Origin of the sequence: Paenibacillus lentus (assembly GCF_042714055.1) — a bacterium.
Lineage (GTDB): Bacteria > Bacillota > Bacilli > Paenibacillales > Paenibacillaceae > Fontibacillus > Fontibacillus lentus_A.
In genome coordinates, this window is record NZ_JBHGVC010000001.1 from 574,908 (window position 1) to 600,337 (window position 25,430).

At 47.1% G+C, this 25,430-nt stretch carries 23 protein-coding genes; 3 read left to right on the forward strand and 20 right to left on the reverse strand.

Going from position 1 to position 25,430, the window contains the following annotated elements; translation table 11 throughout:
• Positions 1 to 165: 165 nt before the first annotated feature.
• From ACE3MQ_RS02450 to pdhA, 7 genes are all read right to left on the reverse strand, one after another.
• On the reverse strand, positions 166 to 1,539 hold the full coding sequence (locus ACE3MQ_RS02450) for an extracellular solute-binding protein (protein ID WP_379390235.1): 1,374 nt from the start codon (positions 1,537 to 1,539) through the stop codon (positions 166 to 168).
• Positions 1,540 to 1,720: 181 nt separating this feature from the next.
• Positions 1,721 to 2,557: a hypothetical protein gene (locus tag ACE3MQ_RS02455; RefSeq protein ID WP_379390237.1), complete on the reverse strand. Its 837-nt coding sequence runs from the start codon at positions 2,555 to 2,557 to the stop codon at positions 1,721 to 1,723.
• 226 nt (positions 2,558 to 2,783) lie between these two features.
• Entirely contained in the window at positions 2,784 to 3,515 is a 732-nt protein-coding gene (locus tag ACE3MQ_RS02460) for a class I SAM-dependent methyltransferase (RefSeq protein WP_379390239.1), read from the reverse strand.
• A gap of 311 nt (positions 3,516 to 3,826) precedes the next feature.
• Positions 3,827 to 5,242 carry a dihydrolipoyl dehydrogenase gene (gene lpdA, locus ACE3MQ_RS02465; RefSeq protein ID WP_379390241.1) on the reverse strand — a complete coding sequence of 472 codons (1,416 nt, stop codon included), beginning with the start codon at positions 5,240 to 5,242 and terminating at the stop codon, positions 3,827 to 3,829.
• 4 nt (positions 5,243 to 5,246) lie between these two features.
• Positions 5,247 to 6,551, reverse strand: a complete 1,305-nt coding sequence (locus tag ACE3MQ_RS02470; protein WP_379390243.1) for a dihydrolipoamide acetyltransferase family protein — start codon at positions 6,549 to 6,551, stop codon at positions 5,247 to 5,249.
• A gap of 26 nt (positions 6,552 to 6,577) precedes the next feature.
• A complete protein-coding gene (locus tag ACE3MQ_RS02475; protein WP_379390245.1) occupies positions 6,578 to 7,555 on the reverse strand; it encodes an alpha-ketoacid dehydrogenase subunit beta in 978 nt (325 codons plus the stop codon).
• Between the two features lie 82 nt (positions 7,556 to 7,637).
• Positions 7,638 to 8,711: a pyruvate dehydrogenase (acetyl-transferring) E1 component subunit alpha gene (gene pdhA, locus ACE3MQ_RS02480; RefSeq protein ID WP_379390247.1), complete on the reverse strand. Its 1,074-nt coding sequence runs from the start codon at positions 8,709 to 8,711 to the stop codon at positions 7,638 to 7,640.
• A 254-nt stretch (positions 8,712 to 8,965) separates the two neighbouring features.
• Between pdhA and ACE3MQ_RS02485 the strand changes: the two genes are divergently transcribed.
• The 3 genes from ACE3MQ_RS02485 (at position 8,966) to ACE3MQ_RS02495 (ending at position 11,459) form a co-directional block, all read left to right on the forward strand.
• Positions 8,966 to 9,694 (forward strand): alpha/beta hydrolase, encoded by a 729-nt coding sequence (locus tag ACE3MQ_RS02485; RefSeq protein WP_379390249.1) that lies wholly within the window; start codon positions 8,966 to 8,968, stop codon positions 9,692 to 9,694.
• Between the two features lie 343 nt (positions 9,695 to 10,037).
• Positions 10,038 to 10,679, forward strand: coding sequence for a thiamine diphosphokinase (locus tag ACE3MQ_RS02490; protein WP_379390251.1), 642 nt, complete (start codon positions 10,038 to 10,040; stop codon positions 10,677 to 10,679).
• A 264-nt stretch (positions 10,680 to 10,943) separates the two neighbouring features.
• On the forward strand, positions 10,944 to 11,459 hold the full coding sequence (locus ACE3MQ_RS02495; RefSeq protein WP_379390253.1) for a C40 family peptidase: 516 nt from the start codon (positions 10,944 to 10,946) through the stop codon (positions 11,457 to 11,459).
• Positions 11,460 to 11,556: 97 nt separating this feature from the next.
• Here the strand turns inward: ACE3MQ_RS02495 and ACE3MQ_RS02500 are convergent, their stop codons facing one another.
• From ACE3MQ_RS02500 to ACE3MQ_RS02560, 13 genes are all read right to left on the reverse strand, one after another.
• Complete coding sequence (locus tag ACE3MQ_RS02500; RefSeq protein ID WP_379390255.1) at positions 11,557 to 12,234, reverse strand: winged helix-turn-helix transcriptional regulator; 678 nt, start codon at positions 12,232 to 12,234, stop codon at positions 11,557 to 11,559.
• Between the two features lie 118 nt (positions 12,235 to 12,352).
• The gene (locus tag ACE3MQ_RS02505) at positions 12,353 to 13,429 is read right to left on the reverse strand and encodes a MoeB/ThiF family adenylyltransferase (RefSeq protein ID WP_379390257.1); all 1,077 of its coding nucleotides are present in this window, start codon (positions 13,427 to 13,429) and stop codon (positions 12,353 to 12,355) included.
• Positions 13,430 to 13,462: 33 nt separating this feature from the next.
• On the reverse strand, positions 13,463 to 15,010 hold the full coding sequence (locus ACE3MQ_RS02510) for an ABC-F family ATP-binding cassette domain-containing protein (protein ID WP_379390259.1): 1,548 nt from the start codon (positions 15,008 to 15,010) through the stop codon (positions 13,463 to 13,465).
• Positions 15,011 to 15,098: 88 nt separating this feature from the next.
• Positions 15,099 to 16,079, reverse strand: coding sequence for a hypothetical protein (locus tag ACE3MQ_RS02515; RefSeq protein ID WP_379390261.1), 981 nt, complete (start codon positions 16,077 to 16,079; stop codon positions 15,099 to 15,101).
• A complete protein-coding gene (locus ACE3MQ_RS02520) occupies positions 16,066 to 16,617 on the reverse strand; it encodes a hypothetical protein (RefSeq protein ID WP_379390263.1) in 552 nt (183 codons plus the stop codon). Before ACE3MQ_RS02520 ends, ACE3MQ_RS02515 begins: the two co-directional genes overlap by 14 nt.
• A 12-nt stretch (positions 16,618 to 16,629) precedes the next feature.
• Complete coding sequence (locus tag ACE3MQ_RS02525; protein WP_379390265.1) at positions 16,630 to 17,046, reverse strand: hypothetical protein; 417 nt, start codon at positions 17,044 to 17,046, stop codon at positions 16,630 to 16,632.
• 4 nt (positions 17,047 to 17,050) lie between these two features.
• Complete coding sequence (locus ACE3MQ_RS02530) at positions 17,051 to 17,548, reverse strand: ABC transporter permease (protein WP_379390267.1); 498 nt, start codon at positions 17,546 to 17,548, stop codon at positions 17,051 to 17,053.
• Positions 17,549 to 17,568: 20 nt separating this feature from the next.
• Positions 17,569 to 19,635, reverse strand: a complete 2,067-nt coding sequence (locus ACE3MQ_RS02535; RefSeq protein WP_379390269.1) for a hypothetical protein — start codon at positions 19,633 to 19,635, stop codon at positions 17,569 to 17,571.
• On the reverse strand, positions 19,625 to 21,433 hold the full coding sequence (locus tag ACE3MQ_RS02540) for an ATPase, T2SS/T4P/T4SS family (RefSeq protein ID WP_379390271.1): 1,809 nt from the start codon (positions 21,431 to 21,433) through the stop codon (positions 19,625 to 19,627). Before ACE3MQ_RS02540 ends, ACE3MQ_RS02535 begins: the two co-directional genes overlap by 11 nt.
• A gap of 3 nt (positions 21,434 to 21,436) precedes the next feature.
• Positions 21,437 to 22,279: a hypothetical protein gene (locus ACE3MQ_RS02545; RefSeq protein WP_379390273.1), complete on the reverse strand. Its 843-nt coding sequence runs from the start codon at positions 22,277 to 22,279 to the stop codon at positions 21,437 to 21,439.
• Complete coding sequence (locus tag ACE3MQ_RS02550) at positions 22,276 to 22,962, reverse strand: hypothetical protein (RefSeq protein WP_379390275.1); 687 nt, start codon at positions 22,960 to 22,962, stop codon at positions 22,276 to 22,278. Before ACE3MQ_RS02550 ends, ACE3MQ_RS02545 begins: the two co-directional genes overlap by 4 nt.
• Before the next feature lie 16 nt (positions 22,963 to 22,978).
• Positions 22,979 to 23,875, reverse strand: coding sequence for an SAF domain-containing protein (locus tag ACE3MQ_RS02555; protein ID WP_379390277.1), 897 nt, complete (start codon positions 23,873 to 23,875; stop codon positions 22,979 to 22,981).
• Entirely contained in the window at positions 23,876 to 25,378 is a 1,503-nt protein-coding gene (locus tag ACE3MQ_RS02560; RefSeq protein ID WP_379390279.1) for a serine/threonine protein kinase, read from the reverse strand.
• Positions 25,379 to 25,430: the final 52 nt, after the last annotated feature.

The window sequence follows — 25,430 nt, forward strand, 5'->3', positions numbered from 1 at the left end:
TCTGGTATATATCTGGTTCTTGAAACTGATTTTATAGCCAAATGTAAACGCTGTCAATCGGTAATTGATTTTTCGTCATATTAAAGACAACCAAAAAGCCGGCAAAAAAGCAGCTCATCCCTAAGGACAAGCTGCTTCATAATAAATGGGTTTATCCAATTTTGATTAGCTCAATAGCTGCTCTAAGCGGGAACAGACGGCTTGTTCGTCCTCCATGCCTGACCAGTACAGCTTCATTTCATTACGAATCACATCAATCTGATGCGGCTTGATATTCAGCTCGGAAATGTAGCGAAATGAAGGGATGATTTCCCGATACATAAAAAATCGGCTCGGCCTGTTCATCGAATCGCTGCCCGTCCATTCCGCGGCCTGCTTATAGGCCGGAATGCTCAGCGTACGCTGCCGTATGAGCAGCTGCGCCTTATAAGACAACAAGAAATCAAGAAATGTTCTCGCGGCTTCCTTGCATTTGGACTTCCGGTTCATCATCAGCCCGATCGCAAGCAGAAGCGTTGTTGCATGCTCCAAATAAGGCAGCGGTGCAAGATCATATTCAAATTCGGAATTTCTTAAGTAATTCAAGCTGAAATAGGTGGCCATGATCATTGATACCTTGCCTTGCTGAAATAATTCTTCTGCATCATGATCGCTTTCGGACATATAGCTCGGCAGGATATCCTTCCTGGCTATCATATCCCGGCATATGCGCATCCCGTCCATCAGCTTTGTCCCGCAAAGCTGCACCTTCCCCGCCTCGTTACGCTCCAGCTTCATCCCGCTTTGCAGCATAAATATCGGCCAACGGTTGTTGGACAGCAAATGAAAATAGAAGCCATAATGCTTATCGTCCGTCAGCCCCTGGGCAACCTGGATCAAGTCATTCCATTTCCAACTGCTGTCCGGCTCTGCAATGGCGTTGTTCTTGAAATGATCTCGATTATAGCAAAGCACAACCGGCGAGAATATAAGCGGATGGCCAAGAAGCTTTTCTCCATGCCGAAAAGCGTCGGCCAGAAACGGATACAGCTCCGGCTTATTCTCCAGCGGCTCCAGTAAATGGCTGTGGCCCAGATCAAGAAATGATTGAAAGTCGTTATTGTTTACCGTTGCAGCATCAAGAAGCTCTCGATCCATATATTCGGATACGGTCTCTCCGTAATTATCGTATGGAAGCGGGATAAGCTGCACGCGAATATGCGGATGTTCCTTTTCAAACTCCGCTAACAGCTCGTGCAAAGCCGCTTCCTCTATGACTGATTTATAGTAGCCGAATCTTAAAGTCGTGTGTCCTTCCTGTTCAGGTCTAGTCACCTGGTTGCCGATTCGGGGCACTTTCGTAATTAAATTTTCAGAGACAAGCAACTCCAACCCTTTGCGGACGGAATTCTTGCTTAAATTAAACTGCTCTCCCAGTGCGACCTCAGATGGCAGGTATTCCCCGACCTCACGCTTGCCCGTTACAATCTCATCCCGCAATACGGACACCATTTCGTCCAGTCTCTGTCTAAACGTTGAACGGCTTGGTTTTCGATCCATCCTATTTCCTCCTCAAAAGCGTGACAAAAAGACATACCCTAGTATATATCTGGTTTATATTCAATGATAGAGGCGTTCAACGAAAATGTCAATTAGAAAGAAACAGCTTGAGCATAAGTCAGGCCATATCTAAAAAAGAGTGCGTCTCCGCACTCTCCTTTCTCGTTATCTATTATGGGTTCTACTCTTTAAAAGAAGTCCCATCGAACGTAAATGTAGTCAACGTAGTAACTGGTGTTCCCCGGACGGTCTCTGCGTCATCCTCTAGCAAACTCAACGTATTCCAAACGTACAGTACGTTGTCTTCTACGCGGTAGCTTCCTACAGCCAGCGAATATGAGCCCGCCAGCATCGCATTCATTTCCTTCATAGTTCCTTTCCAGGCTTCCACCACCTGCCCCTGCTCAATATACCAGAGGTGAGCTACTTCAACGTCAAGTCCAGTGCCCCCGGCTTGTTCAAACGTCGCGTATAACCGCTTATCCTCTATATGAATAGGTTCTCCTAGCTTTAAAGAGTCCACCTTCCAATTCGTTTCGAAAATCAATTGATAATGACCATCTGCATCTCTGTTAAAAATAAAATAATTCCCTACATGCACGCCGCTGTCAATCGCAGCCACAATTTCTGCTTCTCCATCGTCGTCCAGATCGACCAGTTCGAAGGACAAGCCCTCTACATAATAGCGGTCTAATTCGCCTTGCTCCAGAATCCAATCGGCAACCTGCTGTTTTGTGATCTTAGCCTCTAGCTGATTCCTGTTGGCTCTCGCTGAATCGGTAAGAATATCTATTCTATCGTCTTGCTTGTTCCAATTCACTGTATAGCCGAGTTCTGCGGCTAGAGGAAGAAGCGGAGCGTAAACTTCGCCATCGTTCACTTCAAACTGGGACTTTAGTTGCTGTCCATTCAGCATTACACTTAACGGATGATCCGCTTCAACCGGAGGAGTTACCGTTATGCCGATGATCAACAAAGCTGCCACAGCTAGGGATCTGGCCTTTTTATTGTACTGCATTCATCCGCCTCCCCTTCTTCGCAAGCGATTTCATATATAAATACACGCTTTGTAAACTATAGTTACATCTTACCATTAACCTAGCAGCTCTTGGTATATTTTTTGTAATTCTTTTATCTAAGAACAGTCAATACATAGGTTTTCCATATGCAACGCTTCAAATCCTTTAGTAAAATAAAAAACGTCCCTACTTTTGTAGGAACGTATCACAAAATAATATGAATTTCTATTTTTCCGCCGAGACTATTAAAAACATTGGTCTTCGAAGTTCATCTTTCATTTCTGGAACACTCTTTAACATTTCCTCAGAGGGAGCTGGTTCCTTGACCGCCCTGATATTAAAACCGGCATTGATTAATCCATTGACATAAGTCGAAAACGTCCGATGATATTTTATGACGTTCTCAGTCAGGAATGTTGTTTCACGAATTCCTTCTGATTGATAGTAATCAACCGCCCAATGCAGACGGTTCCCTTCCTCATCATAATACCAATCTTGTTTATTTCGTGAAGTGAAGATGGGATGTTCTACTGAAAATATAAATGAACCTTCCGGTTTTAACCAATCATAGACCTTTTGGCAAATTGGCTCAAAAGATTGGATATAGTGAAAAGCCAATGAACTGATAACTACATCAAATTGAGAGCCGGAAAAATTGATATCTTCTATTGGCATATTTATATAGGATATCAAAGGGTCATCCGTTGTTTCCCGAGCCCTTTGAAGCATTTTTCCAGATATATCTACTCCGGTGACAGAACTTGCCTGCTGCTCACGGGCATATCGGCAGTGCCATCCAAAACCGCATCCCAAATCAAGTACATTCTTATTTCGAAGTTCAGGCATAAGCGTTTTGAATACGTGCCATTCTCCTGCACCTTCAAGTCCTGTGATTGAACGTGGCATTTTTTCATAAGCAGAGAAGAATTTAATATCATCATACTTATTTTGTTTCATAATCCATACATCTCCTATAATTAAGATAGCCTCCTAAAAGCTCTAAAAACATATACTTTAGGAGGCTGTCTATCTCCTTCTAACCATTTCTTTCACCTCATTGAAAATAATAAACATTATAACACATAACCTTATTCAATTAACCTGCATCTGAATAACCTTCAAATGATTCAAAATCCATTTGATTTAAGGCATTAACAGAGCCATAACTAAAAAAAGAGCCGCTCGCAGGTTTATTCAACCTGCAGAAGCAGCTCATCAAATATGCTTAGGAGTTTGTGTAACTCTTAGGAGTTACGTAATACCGTAAATTAACGAGAAATAATGTGGATCGGTTTGCCTTCGACAACCTCTGCGGCTTCCATCGCGATTTCACCTAGCGTTGGGTGAGCATGGATCGTCAAGGAAATATCCTCAAGCGTCGCGCCCATTTCAATCGCAAGCGCAATTTCGGTAATGAGGTTGGATGCTTCGATACCTACGATTTGCGCGCCGATGACAAGATTGTTCTCTGCGTTAGCAACAAGCTTCATGAAGCCCTCAGGATGATTCAAGGAAACAGCACGGCCGTTTCCGGCAAACGGGAATTTACCCGATTTTACTTTAATGCCTTTCTCCTTGGCTTCCTTCTCGGTCATACCTACGCTAGAACATTCTGGATCGGTGAATACAACAGCAGGAATCGCTTTGTAATCTACAACAGAGGGCAATCCTGAGATAGCTTCAGCCGCCACTTTGCCTTCGTAAGAAGCTTTGTGAGCGAGTGCCAGACCAGGCACGATATCGCCGATCGCGAAGATTTTCGGATTGGATGTGCGTCCTTGATGGTCAACTTTAACGAGGCCGCGATCGTCCAGCTCAACGCCTGCCAGATCAAGACCAAGCTCACCATCTGTATTTGGACGGCGTCCAACTGTAACAAGCAGGTAATCAGCCGTGATTTCTTTGCTTTCACCGTTCACCGTGTATTTAATCGTAACATCTTTGTCAGTTTGAACTGCACTTTCTGCTTTTGCGTTGGTTACGATCTCGATACCTGTTTTCTCCATGCTCTTCGCCACAAGACGAGTCATGTCTTTGTCAAAGCCAGGGAGAACAGTGTCAAGTCCTTCAATAATCGTTACTTTGGTTCCGAATTTGGACAGCATTTGTCCAAGCTCAGCACCGATATATCCACCGCCGATAACAACGAGGCTTCCTGGAAGTTCTTGAAGCTCCAACGCTTCAGTAGAAGACAGGATGCGTCCGCCGAACGGGAATGGCTTGAGTTCGATTGGACGGGAACCCGTTGCCAAGATGCAATGTTTGAAACGGTAACGAGGTGCTTCGTAATCGTTAAATACGCGAGCTTCGTTCTCATTAATGAACATCACTTCGCCATTGAATACCTCGACTTTGTTGCCTTTCAGCAAACCGCCAACACCTTGGGTCATTTGATTAACAACGCCGTTTTTGAATTCCTGTGTTTTCGAGAAATCCACTTTTACGTTCTCCACAGAAACCCCGAATACATCTGCATGTTTTGCAGACTCATATTGGTGTGCAGCGGAGATCAAAGCTTTGGAAGGAATACATCCGCGGTTCAAGCACACGCCGCCGAGCTCCGATTTATCGACAATCAAAACCTTTTGTCCGAGCTGGGCAGCACGAATGGCTGCCACATAACCGCCGGGACCTGCACCGACTACCAATGTATCAATATCAAGAGAAGCGTCTCCTACGACCATGTTGTTATACCTCCATTACGAGCAGCTCAGGGTTGGAGAGCAGCTCTTTGATATAGTTCATGAAGTATTGAGCAGTAGCACCGTCGATCAGACGGTGGTCAAAGCTGAGGGACAGAGCCATAACCGGAGCTACGACAACTTCCCCGTTCTTCACAACCGGCTTCTCGCTAATACGGCCGGTTCCGAGAATAGCTACCTCTGGGTAGTTAATGATCGGAGTAAAGAACATACCGCCTGCCGAGCCAATGTTAGTAATCGAAATCGTGCTGCCTCTCATTTCGTTAGGGGACAATTTGCCTTCACGTCCGCGGGCAGCCAGATCGCGAATCGCATCTGCGATCATCCAAATGCTCTTGCGATCCGCATCCTTGATGACCGGAACGATCAGACCGTTGTCCGTATCGGTGGCGATACCGATATCATAATGCTTTTTGTATACAATTTCGTTGTTCTCTTCGTCGATCGAAGCGTTAAGCGCAGGGAATTGACGAGCAGCTGCAACGAGCGCTTTAACGATGAACGGAAGATAAGTCACTTTCGTACCTTTCTTCTCGGCGATCGGCTTCATGCGCGTACGGAACGCTACCAGCTCAGTTACGTCGACTTCGTCCATAATCGTAACGTGAGGCGCCGTGTATGCGGATTTAACCATCGCATTGGAGATCGCTTTGCGGATGCCTTTGAACGGTACGCGCTCTTCTTCGGCGCTTACGCTAACTGCTGCAGACGCTGCTGCCGGAGCTGCATCCTCTGCCTTCGCGCTCTCTTGGGCCGCAGCTGGTGCGCCGCCGCCGCTCAGGAATGACTCGACATCTTCACGCGTAATTTTGCCAGCCTTGCCGGAGCCTTGAACCTGACCCAGGTCTACGCCCTTCTCGCGAGCAAATTTACGAACGCTTGGCGTAGCCAAAATTTCACGGTTAGGTGCAGCTGGAGCAGCAGAGCTGTCCTTGCTTGCAGCCGGATTCTCGGTAGCAGGAGAGTCTTTCGTATCCGCTCCGCCTTGCGCAGCATCAGCTTCCTGTGCGCTATGCTCTTCCGGAGCACCCTCTTGCTCTGGAATTTCGCCTTCAGCGTCGATGACAGCAACAACTTGACCTACGCGGAAAACAGCGCCGTCCGTACCGAACACCTCTTGTACCGTACCATTTACCGGACAAGGAACTTCAACGACCGCCTTGTCGTTTTGTACTTCCATAATAATATCGTCATCGGTTACTTTATCGCCGACTTTGATATGCATTTTAATAATTTCGCCTTCATGCAGTCCCTCACCAAGCTCAGGGAATCGATATTCAAATTTAGCCACCTGGAAGACCTCCTAGTTCATTAAGATTAAAATTCGAGTACTTTGTTGACTCCTGCAATAATCGTAGCCGGAGACGGAAGCCATTGATCTTCAATTTGCGCAAACGGATAAACGGTATCCGGTGGAGCTACACGAAGCACCGGCGCCTCCAAGTGAAGAATTGCTTTCTCGTTAATTTGAGCGATGACCTCAGCAGCGATTCCTGCCGATTTCTGAGCTTCTTGAACGATAATCGCACGGTTAGTCTTCTTAACCGATTCAATCACGGTATCAATATCAAGAGGCACAAGCGTACGCAGATCGATAACCTCTGCCTTAATGCCGTTTTTCTCCAATTCTTCTGCCGCTTTTACCGCTGTATGCACCATCAAGCCATAAGAAACGATGGTCACGTCAGAGCCTTCGCGAACGACTTTCGCTTTACCAAGCTCAACCGTATATTCGCCTTCTGGCACATCTTCACGATAAGCATGGTACAGGTTCAAGTGCTCCATAAAGAAGACAGGATCGTTATCGCGAATAGCGGAAATCATCAGACCCTTAGCGTCATACGGATTAGAAGGAACTACTAGTTTAATACCCGGAGTTTGCGCGATCAAACCTTCAAGCGCGTCCGTGTGAAGCTCAGCCGCTTTTACCCCGCCGCCGAACGGTGTACGAAACACGATAGGAGCGTTGTAGCGGCCGCCGGAGCGATAGCGCATACGAGCTGCTTGGACAACGATCTGATCCAACGCTTCAAAAATAAAACCTACGAATTGGATTTCTGCAATAGGACGAAATCCTTGAATACCCAAACCTACCGCCATACCACCGATTGCGGATTCTGCCAGCGGCGTGTCAAACACGCGCTCTTCGCCGAAATCTTTTTGCAAGCCTTCTGTAGCGCGGAATACGCCACCGACATTACCGACGTCCTCGCCGAATATTAGAACGCTAGGATCACGCTCTAATTCCACGCGCATCGCATCACGAATCGCTTCTTTTAAATTCATTTGTGCCATTAGATTCATATCCTCCTCATTAAGAAACAATCAGACTTTTACTGCCGAGCATTCAGATGTGCTCATGTGGTCGTGCCTTCGATTATTGGAAATCCGCTTTTTGCTCTTCCAGATGTTTAGGCGTAGTTTCGAACATGCTATCAATCAGACCAGGAATGGTCATTTTCTCGGTTTGCTCCGCTTTTTTGATTTGCTCGTTGACTTTAGCTTTTGCTTCTTCTTTTACGCGAGCCGTATCTTCGTCAGTCCAAAGACCCTTTTTCTCCAAATATTTAGCAAGACGGGCAATCGGATCCTTTTCGCTCCACTCGCCTTCTTCTTCTTTCGTACGGTACTTGGAAGTATCGTCGGACAAGGAGTGCGGACGGAAGCGGTAAGTAACTGCTTCAATTAATGTTGCGCCTTCCCCTTTGAGAGCAAGTTCTTTAGCTTCCTGCACGGCGCTGATGACGGCGAACACGTCCATACCGTCGATTTTTACGCCGCGAATGCCTGCCGCAACTGCTTTGTGAGCGATCGACAGCGCCGCAGTTTGTTTGGAGAACGGAGTCGTGATGGCATAGCCGTTGTTTTGCACAAAGAAAATAACCGGCAGTTTATAAACTCCAGCAAAGTTGAGTGCTTCATAGAAATCGCCCTCGGAGGAACCTCCATCACCCGTGTATGTGATCGCGACTTGCTGTTGTTTCTTCAATTTATAACCCATAGCGATACCCATTGCATGAAGAACTTGGGCACCGATAATGATTTGTGGCATAAGTACGTTGACGCCTTCCGGAATTTGACCTCCATGCTGGTGTCCACGGGAATACAGGAACGCTTGATATAATGGAAGACCATGCCATACGAGCTGAGGCATATCACGATAGCCCGGGCAAATGAAATCATTCTTATCCAAAGCGAACTCACTGCCGACCATCGTAGCTTCTTGACCGGACACCGGCGCGTAGAAACCAAGACGGCCTTGACGTCCCAGGTTGATGGCTCTTTCATCCCAAGTACGGGTAAATACCATACGGTACATTAATTCTTTCAACTGATCATCACTTAAATTAGGAACTTTATCTTTATTAACGATTTCACCGTCCGGCGATAGCACGGACAAAGCTTCGACTTCCTCTGTGTATACTTCATAAGGAACCCTGCTTTTGCTCATTTTCTTCACCTCGACAAAATATTTGATTATCATGTTCTGCTGTTATAGAATTATTATACATCTGTTTCACTCAATAAGTCAAAGATAATCCTGTAATTTGTACTTTAAACTTATCATTGTATGTATAACAGGGTGTTTAAATAACTATAACAGCGACCCGTTTTAGGGCCTGTGAAATGTACAGTTACTCTAACGGTTATCTTATCTTATCAGCCATTTAAAAGCAAAATACAAAGACGGGAGCGTGTTGTATTATGACGGATTCGCGCTATTTAAAACGGACGATTGTCAAAGAGGAAATCGACAGCAAACACTTAGGCGAGAAGCGATCACTGCGCATCTACTTGCCTCCGGGCTATAATGAAATACTCAGTTATCCTGTCGTATATTGTCAGGATGGTGAAGAGTTTTTTAATTACGGCCGAATTGCCACCCATGCGAACCGCCTCATCCTAGATGATGGGCTAGACCCGTTCATCATCGTAGGCGTTGAAGTCGATACATCGATACGAACGGAGGAATATGCCCCTTTCGGCAACCGCTTTGAAGCTTATATTTCCTGCTTCACTGAAGAAATTATTCCCTACGTTGAGAGCAAATATCCGGTTCGCCGCGAACCGGAGGAACGGATTTTGGCCGGGGATTCGCTTGGCGGAACCATTTCGCTGCATATCGCTATGAAAAATCCTGAACTGTTTTCCAAAGTGATCAGCCTGTCCGGTGCTTTTTACGAGAAAACCCAGCAAATGGTGGCGAAGGAATCCGACTTGTCCTTCCTTTCTATATATATGATCGTCGGCCTGCAGGAGGATCATTACACGACGGATACGGGAACCTATAACTTTGTCGAGCTCAATCGGGCGACGAAGCTCCTTCTAGAAGAGCGCGGCGCCAAGATCCGGTACCTGGAGAAGGACGGCAAGCATCTTTGGGGCTTCTGGCAAAACGAGCTGCCAGACGCTTTGCTTCATTTCCTAAAATAAACGCTGCAAAATTACCTCCTTTCCATAAAAGAAGGTGGCCCACCCTCGTGGTGGCGCTTTCATATTTACACGTCAAGAGGGAAGCCCCTTCGGCTTCTCTCTTTTTGTTTCCTAATAATATTATACGCCGATTTCTGATTCCGTTATCCGCCCTTGGATTTCGAACGGAGCGTTTCGGTCTTTAATTAAAAGAACAGCACGAGCTGCTGTGTTCCCCGATCCTCTCTTTCGCTCTCTCCGCTTCTAAATCCATTTTAGTCTGCCCTGGCAAAATTGTGCAAGCATCAAATCTGTTTTATACTGGAGTCGGGGTATGTTCCGCAAAATGAAAGGAAGTAGAGAGATGACAGAAAAACGAGTGCTTATCTTTGCAGGCGGCAATCTGAGTCCTGTATATTTGGAAGAAATCCGTCAGGATGATCTGGTTATCGGCGCAGATCGCGGAGCGTTATTTCTCGTAGAACATGGAATCCACCCTCATATCTCCGTGGGTGATTTTGATTCGATTACGCCGGAAGAATTCGAGAAAGTCCAAAGCGTCAGCGGTAAGATCATCACCTGCGATCCAGTGAATAAAGATTTAACCGATACTGAATTAGCTTATGTTATTGCCATGGATAATCAAGCAACGGAAATTATCATGATGGGTGTAACCGGTTCGAGATTGGATCATACGCTGGCCAACATCCAAATTATGCTTCGGGGATTGCAGCATCAGGTACAGAGTGCTATTTACGACACCCATAATTATATTACGCTCACTGGATCTACCAGCGTTATTCAGGAGCGCGGCTTCCCCTACGCATCCTTAGTGCCGCTTACGCCTGAGGTTACCGGAATCTCCTTAAAGGGATTCATGTATCCGCTGGAAAACGCAACGCTTCGGATGGGACAATCCTTAGGCATTAGCAACCGGTTAGTCGAGCAGGAAGGAACCATTCGAATCGAAAGCGGCCTGCTTTTGATCATTCAAAGCCGAGATTGAAAGTATAAAAGACAAAATTGTAACTAACGGTTACAGATTTTTAAACAGTCTAGAAACCTTGATGTATCAGGGTTTCTTTTCTTTTTTACGCTTGAATATATACTATATTCTTAATTTTTTGTAAACTTTAATAGTTTTTTAATAAACGACCCCAAATCCATGGGAGACACCGAGCTCCGCAATTCTACCAAATTATAGATGGATTCAAACCTGTTATACTTCAAATCGAACCGGTCAAAAAAAACTTTGGAGGTACAAAACATCATGAAATTGCATACTATATCCCAAAAAGTATTGACGGTAGGTATTGTATCAGCTCTAGGCTTTGGTACTTTGCTTGCAGGTGGAGCGGGTACGGCACAAGCCGCAACACAATCCGCAGAAAGCGTAGCCGTTTCTAAAGGAACTCAAGTCGTTAACTTCGGAAAAAAATATATGGGTACTCCTTATAAATTCGGTGCTTCTACATCTACTACACGCGTATTCGACTGTTCTTCATTTATGAAACATATTTTCAAAAAATATGGGGTTAATCTCCCTCGTACATCCGCAGCTCAATCCAAAGTAGGTAAAGCTGTTTCCAAATCGAACTTGAAACCAGGGGATCTTGTATTCTTTTCCAGCGGCAGCCGTTCAACGGGAAAAAACATCACTCACGTAGCTGTCTATGCAGGTAACGGCAAAATTTTGCATACTTATGGCAAGCCTGGTGTTACCATCTCCGATTTGAACTCCGGAACATGGAAAAGAACTTATATTAAAGCTCGTCGTGTACTCTAGACTGATTACCCCAAAAAAGAGGCTTCCCATCGTTACTTCCATGGGATAGCCTCTTTTTGTTTTTCTGAATAGCTCTTTAAGCAGGAATATTCAACACCTAATGCATCATGTACCCTGTCCCTCGAACAGTATGAATAATCTTTCGAGCTCTGCCACGGTCGATTTTTTTGCGCAAATGGCGGACATAGACGTCGACTACATTCGTGCCCGTAGCAAAATCATATCCCCATACTTCCTGTAATATGGCATCCCGGTGGCATACGGTATTAGCATGCTTAGCCAAATATACGAGCAAATCATATTCCTTCGGCGTGAGCTTGATTAGCTCCCCTTCCCGGAACACCCTGCGGCTTTTCGGTTCAATTCGCAAATCCTCAAAAATAATTTCACTCGGTAGACCGTCGTTCATTCTCATGAACAGTCTGACTAGATGCTCCATACGCACGACTAGCTCTTCGAGCGGCACACTGCCGTCGACGACGTCACTCGCTCCCGCGGCGAATGCAGCGATCAGCTGCTCGGTGTTGCGCTCAAGCAGCACGGTTACAACCGGAAACGATAAAACACCTTCATGTGCTTTGAGCAGCTCCATGGCATCCACTTCTGAAGGCCCTTTTTCAACCAGCATGATATCCGGCCTCTGCTTCAGCAGTTCTTCCTTTGTAACCTCCTTATTGCGAAACCATCTTACGTCATATCCCGCTTTGTTCAGCTGTTGGTACAATCTGCTGCTTTCCTGGGACTCTCCTCCTGCCGACAATATGTGAACTTCCATACGATTCGCCGCCCACCTTCTGCATCTTCCACAAACCCGAATTTATTTATTAAGATGGACAAAATACAAACAAACCATTCCCTATTTAAACGGAATGGTTTGCTATTTACGAATCGTATTAACCAAAATATTTGTCGTAGAGCACTTTCGCCTCGACAATATCCTTCGTCCCGTGAATCAGCGCCCTGCCGTCTTTAAATAATACCAAGCGGCGTTCGTCGATCGTAAAGGACAGAAGAAATTTATTGTACTCGGCGGTGCCCTCCCCTAAACGAGTCAGCGCCTTGGCCGTCTCCGCCAAATTCCACTCACGAGGCTGAGCCGGCCGAATCTGTACGGTATCCCTGCCGCACAGTACTTCGGTCTTTCGCGAGCCTGAATGCGATAAAAAAGGATAGGTCGGGTGGGACCCGCAGGACGGGCAATCGGACTTTCGGGCAGAAGCCATCTTAAGCGAGGCCTGCTCATTTCGCCATAAATCAAAGGTCAGCAGTGTTCCTCTGAGACTCTCGACCTGGCCCGTCAACAGCTTCAGCGCTTCCGTCGTTTGATGGGCAACCACGGTCTGAACGGTAGGCGGAATGATGCCTGCCGTGTCACAGGTATCCCCCCCGAGCGGAATTGAGCCAAGCAAGCAGTTCAAACAGGCGGTTACCCCCGGCAATATCGTATAAGTAATTCCATAGCTGCCGACACAGGCGCCGTAAATCCAGGGAATCCCCTGCTTCTGAGAGATGTCATTGATGACCATTCTCGTATCAAAATTATCGGTGGCATCCAAAATGAGTTGAATTCCGGGAAGCAAAGTGCTGATTTCAGCATAAGTTACATCCATAACATGCGCTTCAATGGTCACTTCGCTATTAATGGCCTGAAGGCGCTTTTGGGCCGCAACCGCCTTTGGCAAACGGCTCTCGGCGTCTTCTTCGGCAAACAGCTGCTGCCTTTGCAAATTGCTCCATTCGACATAATCCCGGTCGGCAATAACGACGCGCCCTACGCCGGCCCGAACGAGTGTCTCGGCAATTCCCGTACCTAGAGCTCCTGCCCCAACAATGAGGACTGCGCTTTCGGACAGCTTTCGCTGCCCCTCTACACCGATCATCGCAAAACGTTCCTGTCTAGAATATCGGTCTGTACGATCCCTTGAACCGGTTAACGCCGCCGAGGAGGATTCAGATAGACTGCCTTTCACTGTGGATCGGCTCCTTTCAAATAGTAATGCTGTTTACCGAGCAGACCATTGCTCGACGTCCCATACTTTCGTTACCCAATCTTCATAAAAGTCAGGCTCGTGAGATACAAGCAGTACTGTGCCTTTGAACTCCTTCAGCGCCCTCTTCAATTCTTCCTTGGCTACGACATCCAAATGGTTCGTCGGCTCATCGAACAAGATCCAGTTCGTCTCTCTCATCATCAGCTTGCAAAGACGGACTTTGGCTTGCTCGCCACCGCTAAGCGCTCTAAGCTGACGCGTGATATGATCGTTCTTCAGGCCGCAGCGCGCCAGATGAGCCCGTACTTCATGCTGGTTAAGGTGCGGGAATTCATTCCATACGTCTTCAATGGGCGTAGAGTTTCCGGCGCGAACCTCCTGCTCGAAGTATGCCGGGAACAGAAAATCCCCTTGGTACGTTTTACCGCTGATCGGCGGAATCTTACCGAGAATCGTCTTCAACAGCGTTGATTTACCGACGCCATTGCAGCCGACGATGGCAATTTTCTCGCCCCGTTCAATCGTCATCGACATTTTAGGAAGCAGTGCATGCGTATAGCCGATCTCAAAATCGATTCCCTCAAACACCGTTTTTCCGCTCGCCCGAGATTCCTTAAAGCCAAATACCGGCTTCGCGGCTTCCTCTGGCTTGTCGATCCGCTCCATACGATCCAATTGCTTCTCACGGCTCTTCGCTCGGCCCGATGTTGAATATCTGGCTTTGTTGCGTTGTATAAAGTCCTCTTGCTTCTTGATGAATTCCTGCTGTTTCTCATACGCCTCTATATGCTGGTTCTTATTGATATCTGCCATTTCCAGGAACTTCTCGTAATTCGCCGAATAGCGGGTCAATTTGGCAAATTCCAAATGATATATCACATTGACGACCTTATTCATGAACTCCGTATCGTGGGAAATGAGAATAAAAGCATACGGATAGTTCTGCAAATAGTTCGTCAGCCACTGAATATGTTCCACATCCAAGTAGTTCGTCGGCTCATCCAGCAGCAATACGTTCGGCTTCTCCAATAGCAGCTTGGCGAGAAGCACCTTTGTGCGCTGGCCGCCGCTCAGGGCGGATACGTCGCGATCGAGGCCGATCGCCGATAGGCCGAGCCCATTAGCCATTTCCTCAACCTTCACATCGATCAGGTAGAAATCGCCGATATCGAGCTGCTCCTGGATTTCACCCATCTGCTCCAGGAGCAGTTCAAGCTCCTCGGGAGAAGCGTCTGCCATTTTCTCGGTAATAGCCATCATTTCCTTCTCCAGCTCCAGCAGCGGAAGAAATGCGTCCTTCAATATATCGCGAACCGTCTTGCCAGGAGTCAGCTTGGTATGCTGATCCAGGTAGCCGTAGCGCAGCTTCGGAGTCCACTCTACCTTACCTTCATCTTTTAAGACCTGTCCGGTCAAAATGTTCATGAGGGTCGATTTACCAACACCGTTCGCTCCAACCAAACCGACATGCTCGCCGGCTAACAAGCGAAACGACACATTTTTAAACAAAGTCCGATCCCCAAAGTTATGGGAGACGTTTTCTACAGTTAATAAACTCATATTAGCAACCAATACTCCTTCTATATGACATTCAAGAACCTATTTTAGCATAAGAAGGAGAAGGTCTGAAACTGTTTTATTCGAAGCATTAAGGACAGGCGGCCTCATAATAGCCTTTCGCCGCAGCCTCTCTCCGGTTTGCAAATATCTCTTCATTGCGGTAATTAAGCGAGCAGGTATCCCTGTAGTAATATTTAAGCCCCGTCATCTCATGGGTTCCTCCAAGCAAAGGCCGATTTTGAACCAGTCGACCTCCTCCAAAGGCATAATTGTTGTAATAACGGTCACCTACTGGAATGCCCTGCAAAAACACAACAACTCCAACATCATTCAATGTATTATTCCAGTCCTCCTGCGAGAGAAGCGGTAAAGTAAAAAGATAATTCACGCCCAGCCGCGCGGCGTATTCGTTGTGACGATTTATGTATCCTGCAAGATCATCTTCGATGCTGCGCACGATGGTCGCCCTTCTTACCTGTTCGAATGCGTCTGCATTCTGCAGCAATGGGATACTCGTCATCGGCTGCAGTTCATTTTGCCTTCCTCTATGCCATTGGCCAGTAGAACTCTCATAAGCCGTTAGGGCATCATCGAGCGTGAAGGCGATGCTATTACCGAATTGATCTGAATATACATAAGGCTTCTTCGGCCTCCAGCGATGGGATATTTCAGGCACCCCGCTGCTGATCTCCGTACTCTCATCTACGGCATATATGGAGTAGCCATCATATTCTATGATTACAATGGCCGGTATGTAAGCCATCATCATTCCCTGACCGAGGTAATCATCTTCAATTCCAAGATTAATCGATAGCGTATGAATGAATGCAGATAGAGCCTGATCCTTATCCGTTCTCATAGATTTAACTGAGCCGTAGCCCGTTTCATATTGCTGCAGCTCGTTCAGATTCAAAGCGCTAGCCGCATCCTGTACGGCCGTGTGCAGGGCGGTTGTATACCGTACCTGGATCCGGTGAACTACACGTAAATCCTCGGTATGCAGTTGAAGCACCCATAAGACAGGCGAAGCAAGCAGAACGAAAATAATGGCCCAGTCAGTAATCTTCATTGAGCACCATGCCCCCATAATTCAGAACTTCTGAACCGCCGGCTCTTGTAGTCCCGTAGAGGAGTTCATTGAAAATCATCATCGGCGTACGACTCAAATTAGTAATCGTCACTATGAAGTAATCTCCAGCCTGCATCTTATACGTAAGCTTCTCCTTTCCATCAAAAGCTGGTTTCTCCGGGAACAGCAGCGGTAAAATATCATGGCTGTAATAAGCCTCGTAATGAATGCTGAAACGATCAAGAAAGGTGCTTGCATCAGCGGGGTCGCCGTACTCCGGATGATATTTTTTATGCCTAAGCTCGATATCGATCCTGTAGTCTCCTCCCGCTGCACTAAGCTCATTAGCGAAGTCATTGTACATCCCCTGCGACAGATAGCCTTTATTCCTAACCGCATCCGCAAACCGAACCAGCGTATTATAAGCCGTAAGCGTTTGGAAATCTTCCTCCCGTTGAGCCGACTGGACGGCCGGAAATAAATACAGCAAGACGACAGCCAATATCGCTGCTGTAATTTTCGATAGCGCGTTTGACATCGTTTAGCCCCTTTATTTCTTTAAAAAAGATATTTTTCGAATATGCCCAGCAGTGTAATCGATTTGAACCTCGTAATACGCCATTAAATCTAACTGGCTGGAAGCTCTATTCAAGACCGCATCCCGAATGGCATAATCGTCGCTTTCCACTCCACCCAGATCTGCTATGATGCCGTCTACTTCAACTATGACGTCCTGTACCGCCAGCTCCCGCAAGCTATGCATGATCTCGGCTCCTGAATACTGCTCATGCTGTATAGCAATCCCAGTAGTCGTATGAATGCTGTCCTTCTGCCCTTGAGTAAAAGGTATTAATTGATCCAGAACGCCATGCTCGAGTTCAGCCTGCTGCGATATGATCCATAATGCGCTAATACAAATCAGGCAAGAGAACAGCAGCCAAAGCATACTTTTTAAAGTGATATACATGCCGTTAAGGGATCGACAGCACGGTCGTTTGCGTAAAAATGATTCCTCTAACGACGTTGGAGTTATCCTTTATCACTTTAGCCTTGAATTTGCCGCTCGGATTAACATATTCATCCAAAATTTCATTCCAGGAATTGTTGATATTACCGACCTTGTCACTGACTACGGCCCCATAATCTTCTATAGGCACATTGTCTCCAACCCGCAGCATATTTCCGTACCATTGCCCATTCTTGTTCTTTCCGGTTTTGATCTGAATCCCGAATTGCTCCCGATCTTTAAATTTTCTGAGTGCATTCGTGACCTGCGACCCGCTGACGGTCGTATCGTCATATACGGTAAATGATGCCTGGGACAGCTCGGTTTGAATATCGGAAAAATTGTTCTGCGCGGTTTTGGTTGCCTCCTGTGCAGATACGAACAAAATAACGACAATCGTAATCAGAGCAATCGTCAGGAAAATACCTGCTGCTACCTTTAGCGCGGATGAAGCGTTATTCATTTCATTGCCTCCTCATAAATTTATAATTTTTGTATATGCTCAAAATACATATCCATTTGTTTAAAGCTCATCCAAATTAAAGGGATGACCAAATAAGCGAACACTAGACTATACATAGGAGTAAAGCCGATCAAACGGCCGAATCCCGCCCGGGTATCGAGTGATTTTTCATATTCAAGGCGCCTGCGTTCAAATTGAAACGACATTTCGTATTCCAAATCATCGAAAGCTTTAGCAATGGTAATTTTCTCGGCTGCCAGCAGCAGCTTGTCCACGAGACGCTTGAATTCCTCCAAGGATACCTCCTCTTTCATCTCCTTCAGCGCTGCCTCAGCGCCTTTGCTATAATTCAGCAAGCACCTTTCTAGCGGCACTTTGAAAATAACCGCATAAACGTAGAGCCATTCCAAGATTTCCTCAACTGAAATGCGTTCCATCTCCTTGAAAATCCCGATCATCGTCATATATTGATAGATTTCATGACGCATATCCGTAAGCCTCATTCTTCTTTGGAACCATAACAACCAAAGCGGAGTCTCGAAGGCCACACCCCCTGCCGCCAAAGCTAGGGCAACCTCCCACCATTTTAAATATTCATGGTTATAGCGCTCCAGCTTATCGATAATCCGATTCGCCATCATCGCCAATTCTTCTCGGCTCAGCGACTCTCCATGAGCGGAAAGAGCCGCCTCTGTCGACTTTAGAGCCGCATTGTAGTCCCCATTTGATGAGTTATCGAGCCCCTCTATCGCTGTTTTCTCCAAGCTAACGATTTTCTGGGCTTTCTCCTCTTCCTGCCGGGACATCGTACCGAAGAATACCGTGTTTTCCGGCGGCTCCCGCAAAATTCTGCTCTGGGAAACCATATGCAAGGTGGTACAAAGCACGATTGTAAATAAAAAGCTGATCAGAAAGAGGCTTATCCTTCTAAGCTGAAACCATTCGACTTTGATTTTTTGATTATTTTCCTTAAACAACTGGGTTAATCGATAATAAGAAAGCGATGAACGCCGCGGAACAAACCATTGGACGACGACACTGACCCAATGTACTTTATAGACTCGTGCTTCCCAGGGAATTTTGCTGTCCTCAGCCCGATACAATGTCTCTTCTTCATTTTTTAATTTCTGCAGCAAAATATAAGAGATCAGGATGATGAGAAAGATCATAATTTTGATAACTATACCGGCTTTGCTTAAATAAAAATGATCCATGAGCGGAAAGTTCCGCCTCGCCCACACCTCAATGGGCCTCGTGAAAAACAGCGGCGCCAGGGCGATGACATGCAGGCCCTTGAGCAAATAATCCAATTTGTTCCGACGAATGAGATCCAAATGGATTTCCTGTGTCAAGCTGGCAATAGCCCGCAAGTAGACCGAGCCCTGCCGTGCCGTCTTGTCCCCGAACTCCAGCACCAGGCTTGATATCCCCGCAAACGCCTTTAAAAATCGATTCGGCGCAATTTCATAATATTGCTCCAACGCCTCTCCCTGTTTAGGTGCGGTCAGCGCCTCATTCATCCGATACGCATGTGAGCCAATCTCTTCGCCCAACCCTTCCGCCGCTTCGTCTATCGCATCAGTGACCATGCCATGGCGATGATAAGCATGCCGAACGGCCGCAAAAAACTCGAGCATTTGCTCCAGCAGCTTTCGTTCGATTCGATTCACGAAACTATCGAGAAAGAGCCCTTGCAAAACAACTGCTGTTATTAATAAGGACAAGAAAAATAACAGGCTTGGATTCATCCAGGTGAGAAGGGTTATTCCCAGGCCAAAGGCAAGCAATAACGTATAGACGAGCAGCATCGTTTTCCTACGAAGCTCAAACTCGGCATACATATGCAGCAGCGACAACCTGCTGCGAACTTTCAGCACATAATACCGGAGGGGAGGTATTCTCATAAATAAAGCATAGGATCGTATGAGCAAGGCGGTAATGCGCTCTCGAACGAAATCTATTACCGTCCGATTGATGACTTTATTTCGTGCCTCAACACGTGACATTCGCTTGGAGACAGCCAAAAAACCAACGAATAGCAGCAGGGAGATCAAGAGAATCCCTATCAACAAGCTCTTAAGCTCCAATTTCTTCCCCCCAATAGGTTCCGAGAAAGTATGCAAATGCCGTTTTGTCCTCCACCGTCATTTCTCGGGCCATTTCCCGGCTCATTCGTTCGGATATCGGCTCCACAGATCTATATCTCCCGTCCCGATACTCCAATACAACGCGTTCACGGTACCCTTGCTCCCCCCGCTCACATTCGGTGATTCTTTCAATATAACGCTGGCCAGTCATACTTTTTCGTAAATGGATATCGAAGTCGATAACGCTGACGACCTGTAATTCCGCTACGTGCTCATCTCGAAACATCCCTGTCTTGAGCAGCGAATTACGAAGCGATTCGATCAAATCGCGAAAAGTTTTGGCGTGGTGGGTAAATATGGTGAACAAGCTGGCCACCTGCGCCATTTGAATCATCCAGGCTGCCACTTCATCACTGGCTACCTCACCAAGTATATTCACGGTACCGTCAGTTTTCTTTTGTAAATCCAGCCCGGCCTGACCCGATATATACTCCGTCTCACGAAATGTCAAAATATTTCTGGTACTGTACAATTTACGCAGATTCAACTCGAAGGAAAGCTCCTGAACCCTTAATGTATAGGAAGGATAAATATGCTTGACCAAAGCCATCAGCAGCGTTGTTTTCCCTGAACCCTGTGAGCCGGTAATCGATGTGATTCGGCTGCCTTTCATTAAGAATTTCAACAAGCCGATAGGCAAATCCGTATTCTCGCCTTCAATGAGTTGTTCGAGTGCAGCGCTTCTCAAATCGAATTTTCGTACGAAGAAAGCCCATGATTCGGCAAAGGGCGGCCGAACGACGACGACTCTAGAGCCATCCTTCATTTCATTGACCTTGTAGCCATTCGCTTCCGATAACTGGCCAGGCAAATTGTACTTATAAATATTCTGGCAGACTCGCTTAAGCTCGCTCTCATTTCCAAAGGATAAAAAGGATAGCCTAATGCTTTTTCCCTTATAAAAAATCCATACGCTATCCCAGACTCGTGACTTGACGTAGCCATCTTCGTCTTCCGGTTCATCACGACTCCCCCAGTCTAGAGATTTGTCGGAACGCAGTGGCCGCCATTCTTCCTCTGAGTCGGTTATACCGTTCACTCCCCCGCTTATCCCGTCAATTCGCTGCTCCCGAATTTCATCTACCACGGAAAATCCTTTATATTGCTGATATACGCGCTGTACGAGAATATCCAGCTTCTCTCGGAAATCGAGCTCCCGGTACTCCAAATAAAATAATTCATCGATATCATCGCTCGTAATTTCATAATGAGCAGCCTGCTCAAGTTCGTCCGACTGCTTAGGCTCATCCAAGCGATATGTATCGATCAGCATCGATAATGCCTCATCTTCGTAGCGAAGTGAGTATAAATAAAGGACGATTTCGAAGCGATCCTGCGCCGTAAGCAGTTCACGTTGATGAAAAGGGATGTAGTTGTCGATGGTGCTTTCATTCAGGCCGCACCCTTTAAGCAGCAAATCCTTAATATAAGATTTCACATACCGTTTATCGTGACGATCTCCCCATGTACAGCCTCGGAGCGCCTTACGCAGTTCAGCCCGGCTCTTCAATTTTCGATTCCAGGCTTCCTCGCTCATGCCCCAGTCGTTCAAATGCGCCCGGCTTAATTCATGAAGCTGTTTTTTCACATATTCCATTAGCGTATTCAAAGAATGCCTCTCCCCATGCGACTCCGTTGCGGGAGCTATCTTCTCCGTCGTTCTGGCTTTAATCCAAACGTAGGCGATACCCAGCAGCAAAACGGCGAGGATGCCGAGCAGGTTGGCAAAATGAGTCACGGGTCATGCTCCTCTCACCTTACTGTCTGTCGCGGAATGATGGCTCCGCTCTTTGGGGGACAGCGCCAATCGGACAAGCTCTTTGCAGCTAAAAAGAAACTGTTCCCTCTCATACCCTCGTCCCTTGAGCAATCTATAACGACGAAAAAAAGAAATAATATCCTGCCCATTCCAGGCATCGCTGAATTCGGTATGATAAGGGATGCCGATCATCGGCACTTCACAATTATAACGACGCTTAATGTTTTGCAGGCTCCACTTTGAAGCTGCATCGTATTGGTGAATAACTATGGCCAAGGGCGCAATTCCTCTAATGGTTTCAGACCTGCCCGCCATTTCGAAGAACGTATCCAGCTCCAGCCGATTTTGCCTTAATACAGCTATAAGAGTGTCTTCCTCCCGCAGCCTGTCCGAGTATAATGAACCAGCACCGGATAACTGCATGATGATAATGTCATAAAGCCGCTCAGCCATATTCAAAATCGCTTCTAGTTCTACGGAGTGTAATGGGTGCCGGGAGCTGCTTATAGATTGCATGCCCTCTGCTAGATCGAGCCTTCCCTGCAGCAGCGGATAAGTATAGTCCGTCATATTCGCTTGGAGCAATTTTCCGCTTTCCGCCAGCCGAAGCAGCGCCTCCATTCCATGATCCTGCACGGGCATGCGAAGCTCCTTACCCAGCTCATTATCACGCGGGGGGAATCCTTCCTCCAGACCTGTACCGGAATATCCGCAGTTCATAAGCAGAAAATGATATTTTTCGTGAAGACCTGCCTGTACGCCAAAGGCTGCCGCTACCTCCGCCGAGCCGCCATAACCCAAATCCCAAAACACAACTTTACTCATGCCTGCCTCCTTTCAGCTTTGCGTAAAGCTTTCTTTGCCGTTTTAAATTCCCAGCCAGCAAGCCGGGTTATTAAATCCGTAATCGCCTTCTTGTAAGACCGGGTGATTCGATTCATACGCAAGGTTTGAGAATGCTCATTCTCCGTTTGCACCGCAAAATTAATTTCATCCCATGGTATCCGTATTTCAGTAAATATCCACTCGATCGGCAGTTGATCCATCAAGCTCATCACATACTGTTCATCGACAAAGCTGTCCATTGTTCGCGTGAACACAGGAAGCACTTTCATCCCGTGCAGCTGCGGCCAAGTTTGAACCAGCTGGCTGAAAAATTCACTGCTTTCGGCAATTTCATACCGATCATAGCTTGCCACCCAGATGATCTGCTCGGCTGCGTTCCAGATGTAACCGCTATGATCTGAAACACGATCTATGTCATAAAGGCAATAGTCGTAGCTGTCGCTAAGTTCCTTATCCGCTTCCGTTCCAAGCCGGGCGACGTCAAACCCATTAAACTCACTAATTTCATGCTCATCGACAATTCCACCGATCACATGCCGATACTTCCCCCTATCGGTTGCGTCTATGAGCAGAACACGCCTGCCTGATGAAGCCAACACCTTGCATATGTAAAGCAGCAAATCTCGTTTATCAACGGCACCCGTAAATATCCATCGTTCCACTAAATCATCTCCTTTGTTAAGGACTCATATCGAAGCTGTCACCGGAAGACGGTGTTGTCGCCGCTGCGATTCGTTCAGCCTGGCGTCCCGCAAATTCGGCGGCACTCTGGGGCGTTAGCACCGATAAATCAGACTCTAGAATTCGCCGCGCAGCATGAGACAGTGCATGTTCAGCCCGCGAAATAATATTGGGATCTTTCTTAATCAACTGCAGGACGGCCTCATTGGCCGGATATGTCGGAACTGCCTTTGCCTGCAATTGCGGCTCTACATAAGCAAGCGCGTAAATCGAGGCTTTATGTAAATAGGCATCTACGATAGCACTGGATAAAGACAATATTTCCATTTCATCCAGCGTCACCGTAACCGATTCCCCATTCAACTGCTCAATCTTCTTCTTAGACAGCAGAATATAATCCTGGCCGGTAGGAAATTGAATACGCACATCCACAACGTCATTTCTCTCAAGCGCGGCAGGCAGCTGAATAAATCCCATTTCACGCCAGCGAAGATCATGCGGCGTAGGCTCGTCCGCATACAATAATCCCGGTGTCAATAACGTTTGCGAGGACAAAGCGATCTTGGCATTTTTGCCTGCAATCTCATCTTTCGATTTGATGATATTAGCCGGGACGCTGTCGGCCGGCAGCTCGACTCTTCTTACATCTTCATTACGAATAGGGTGACCCGCAGAGATGTCGCGCGACAACACCCAGCCAGAAATCGATTGGCGCTGATTTTCGTCCTTCAGCTGCTGAATTCGGGTCTCATAATCCCTTACAAGGGAGGTTTTAATCTGATGAAGGTGCTTGGCCTGGTATACGGCGTAGCCGGCAAAGAGAATACCGACCACACCGGCTCCTGCCATACCGGCAATCATTAACTGCTTTGTCCGCTGCCTCAGTCTAGACATCTAGTTACCGCTTCCTTTCCAACGTTTTCTCTTAAATCCGAAGCCTCTGCCCTCCAGCCGCGTAGTCTTTATCAGCCCAGGGCTACAGACTTTCATCAATGCGGCCATCGTCTCTTGGCCCGGCTCAAAAGGATCGTTCTCCGCTGCAATTTCATACACTCGATCCGTTCCCAATGGCTTACGCAGTCGGCGAATTGAATTTCTCCCGCCCATCGGAACGAAGCAAACCCATTTGCGCCGCACGGCCTCTCCGACCCGCTCGCCGATGAGCGCCGCATCCTCCTCCCTCCATTCAGCCCCGGAAGCGACGATAATTGGCAGATCAGCGCGTGCGAATTCCTCAAGCAGCTCCTTACGACCTGCAGAGCCGAGATCACAAACCACATATTCGTAGCCGTCAGCAAGCAGCTCGATCCATTCGGCACGCGAAGGATGGCGGATATAATTGACTGCGTGAATACGAAAACGACGCGGGGAGATGGGCTGGTCTGTCTTGATCGACGCTCCGCCCGAGACGATTTGTCCCAATTGGCGGAAAGCCGTTGATTTCGCCTCCATCTCGACAATCGCTACACGCTTTGAAAAATGAATTAGCGTGTGGGCTAGCATAATAGCTGTATGTGTAGCACCTATGCCCGGGCTTGCCCCCATTACAGCTATGACGCTGCAGCGGCTTGCTCGTGCAGCCTCGCCTGAGCGCGATTCCCCGGCAATCCTCGATAGAGCCCGGCTTGTCTCCAAGGCGGAGCTGTATCTGTCCTGGGGTTGTGTCTGCAGCAAACGCTCCAGAACCGGCAATAATGGCTCATAACCGTTTCGCCGCATCACATTTCCCGCTTCCTGGGACCAGCCGCTGTAAAGTCCCCCGGTTCCTAAATAGAGCAGCACAGCCCCCAAGGAATACAAGTCCGTCCGGCTGTCACTCTGCCTGCCTCCATACTGCTCGGGCGCGGCAAAGCCGATCGAGCCGATTAGTACGGTATCCTCCTGCTGGTCTTCCTTGTATCTTCTTGCAATTCCAAAATCGATAAACCGAATTTCCCCATTCTGATCCACCAGCAGGTTGGCAGGCTTCAAATCCCGATGAATGATCGGCGGCTCGTGGCTATGCAAGTAATGAAGTCCTTCACAGATTTGAAGCCCAAATGACACGAGCAGTTGCAGGGATAAATCATTTCCCCGTCCGGCGGCATAATGATCCAAATGCTCTCCCTCAACATAATCCATAATCATATACAAATGACCCGTTCTAGATTCTCTGTAAATGTCAATCATTCTCGGTAATCTGTGATGGTCAAGAGCAATGAGCAGCGCTGCCTCTTCCTCCACCGAAATATGCATATCAGGTGCTGCCGCCACCTCCTTCATGGCCCATGTTTTGCCAGACAATTTCAAGTCAGAGACGAGATATACCCGGCTCATCCCACCCGCACCAACTATATGCTCGATCTTATATCTGCCCGCAATGATTACACCAGCAGCCAGTTCCTCAGCCAACGGCAATCGGAAACCTCCTTCCTCGCACAAAAAAAGGGAAAGTATCCACGCTCCACTC

What these genes read in the sequence shown, in the direction of transcription:
- ACE3MQ_RS02450 (WP_379390235.1), bottom strand. Translation starts at nt 1,539, where the DNA reads ATGGATCGAAAACCAAGCCGTTCAACGTTTAGACAGAGACTGGACGAA.
- ACE3MQ_RS02455 (WP_379390237.1), bottom strand. Translation starts at nt 2,557, where the DNA reads ATGCAGTACAATAAAAAGGCCAGATCCCTAGCTGTGGCAGCTTTGTTG.
- ACE3MQ_RS02460 (WP_379390239.1), bottom strand. Translation starts at nt 3,515, where the DNA reads ATGAAACAAAATAAGTATGATGATATTAAATTCTTCTCTGCTTATGAA.
- lpdA (WP_379390241.1), bottom strand. Translation starts at nt 5,242, where the DNA reads ATGGTCGTAGGAGACGCTTCTCTTGATATTGATACATTGGTAGTCGGT.
- ACE3MQ_RS02475 (WP_379390245.1), bottom strand. Translation starts at nt 7,555, where the DNA reads ATGGCACAAATGAATTTAAAAGAAGCGATTCGTGATGCGATGCGCGTG.
- pdhA (WP_379390247.1), bottom strand. Translation starts at nt 8,711, where the DNA reads ATGAGCAAAAGCAGGGTTCCTTATGAAGTATACACAGAGGAAGTCGAA.
- ACE3MQ_RS02485 (WP_379390249.1), top strand. Translation starts at nt 8,966, where the DNA reads ATGACGGATTCGCGCTATTTAAAACGGACGATTGTCAAAGAGGAAATC.
- ACE3MQ_RS02490 (WP_379390251.1), top strand. Translation starts at nt 10,038, where the DNA reads ATGACAGAAAAACGAGTGCTTATCTTTGCAGGCGGCAATCTGAGTCCT.
- ACE3MQ_RS02495 (WP_379390253.1), top strand. Translation starts at nt 10,944, where the DNA reads ATGAAATTGCATACTATATCCCAAAAAGTATTGACGGTAGGTATTGTA.
- ACE3MQ_RS02500 (WP_379390255.1), bottom strand. Translation starts at nt 12,234, where the DNA reads ATGGAAGTTCACATATTGTCGGCAGGAGGAGAGTCCCAGGAAAGCAGC.
- ACE3MQ_RS02510 (WP_379390259.1), bottom strand. Translation starts at nt 15,010, where the DNA reads ATGAGTTTATTAACTGTAGAAAACGTCTCCCATAACTTTGGGGATCGG.
- ACE3MQ_RS02515 (WP_379390261.1), bottom strand. Translation starts at nt 16,079, where the DNA reads ATGAAGATTACTGACTGGGCCATTATTTTCGTTCTGCTTGCTTCGCCT.
- ACE3MQ_RS02520 (WP_379390263.1), bottom strand. Translation starts at nt 16,617, where the DNA reads ATGTCAAACGCGCTATCGAAAATTACAGCAGCGATATTGGCTGTCGTC.
- ACE3MQ_RS02525 (WP_379390265.1), bottom strand. Translation starts at nt 17,046, where the DNA reads ATGTATATCACTTTAAAAAGTATGCTTTGGCTGCTGTTCTCTTGCCTG.
- ACE3MQ_RS02530 (WP_379390267.1), bottom strand. Translation starts at nt 17,548, where the DNA reads ATGAATAACGCTTCATCCGCGCTAAAGGTAGCAGCAGGTATTTTCCTG.
- ACE3MQ_RS02545 (WP_379390273.1), bottom strand. Translation starts at nt 22,279, where the DNA reads ATGAGTAAAGTTGTGTTTTGGGATTTGGGTTATGGCGGCTCGGCGGAG.
- ACE3MQ_RS02555 (WP_379390277.1), bottom strand. Translation starts at nt 23,875, where the DNA reads ATGTCTAGACTGAGGCAGCGGACAAAGCAGTTAATGATTGCCGGTATG.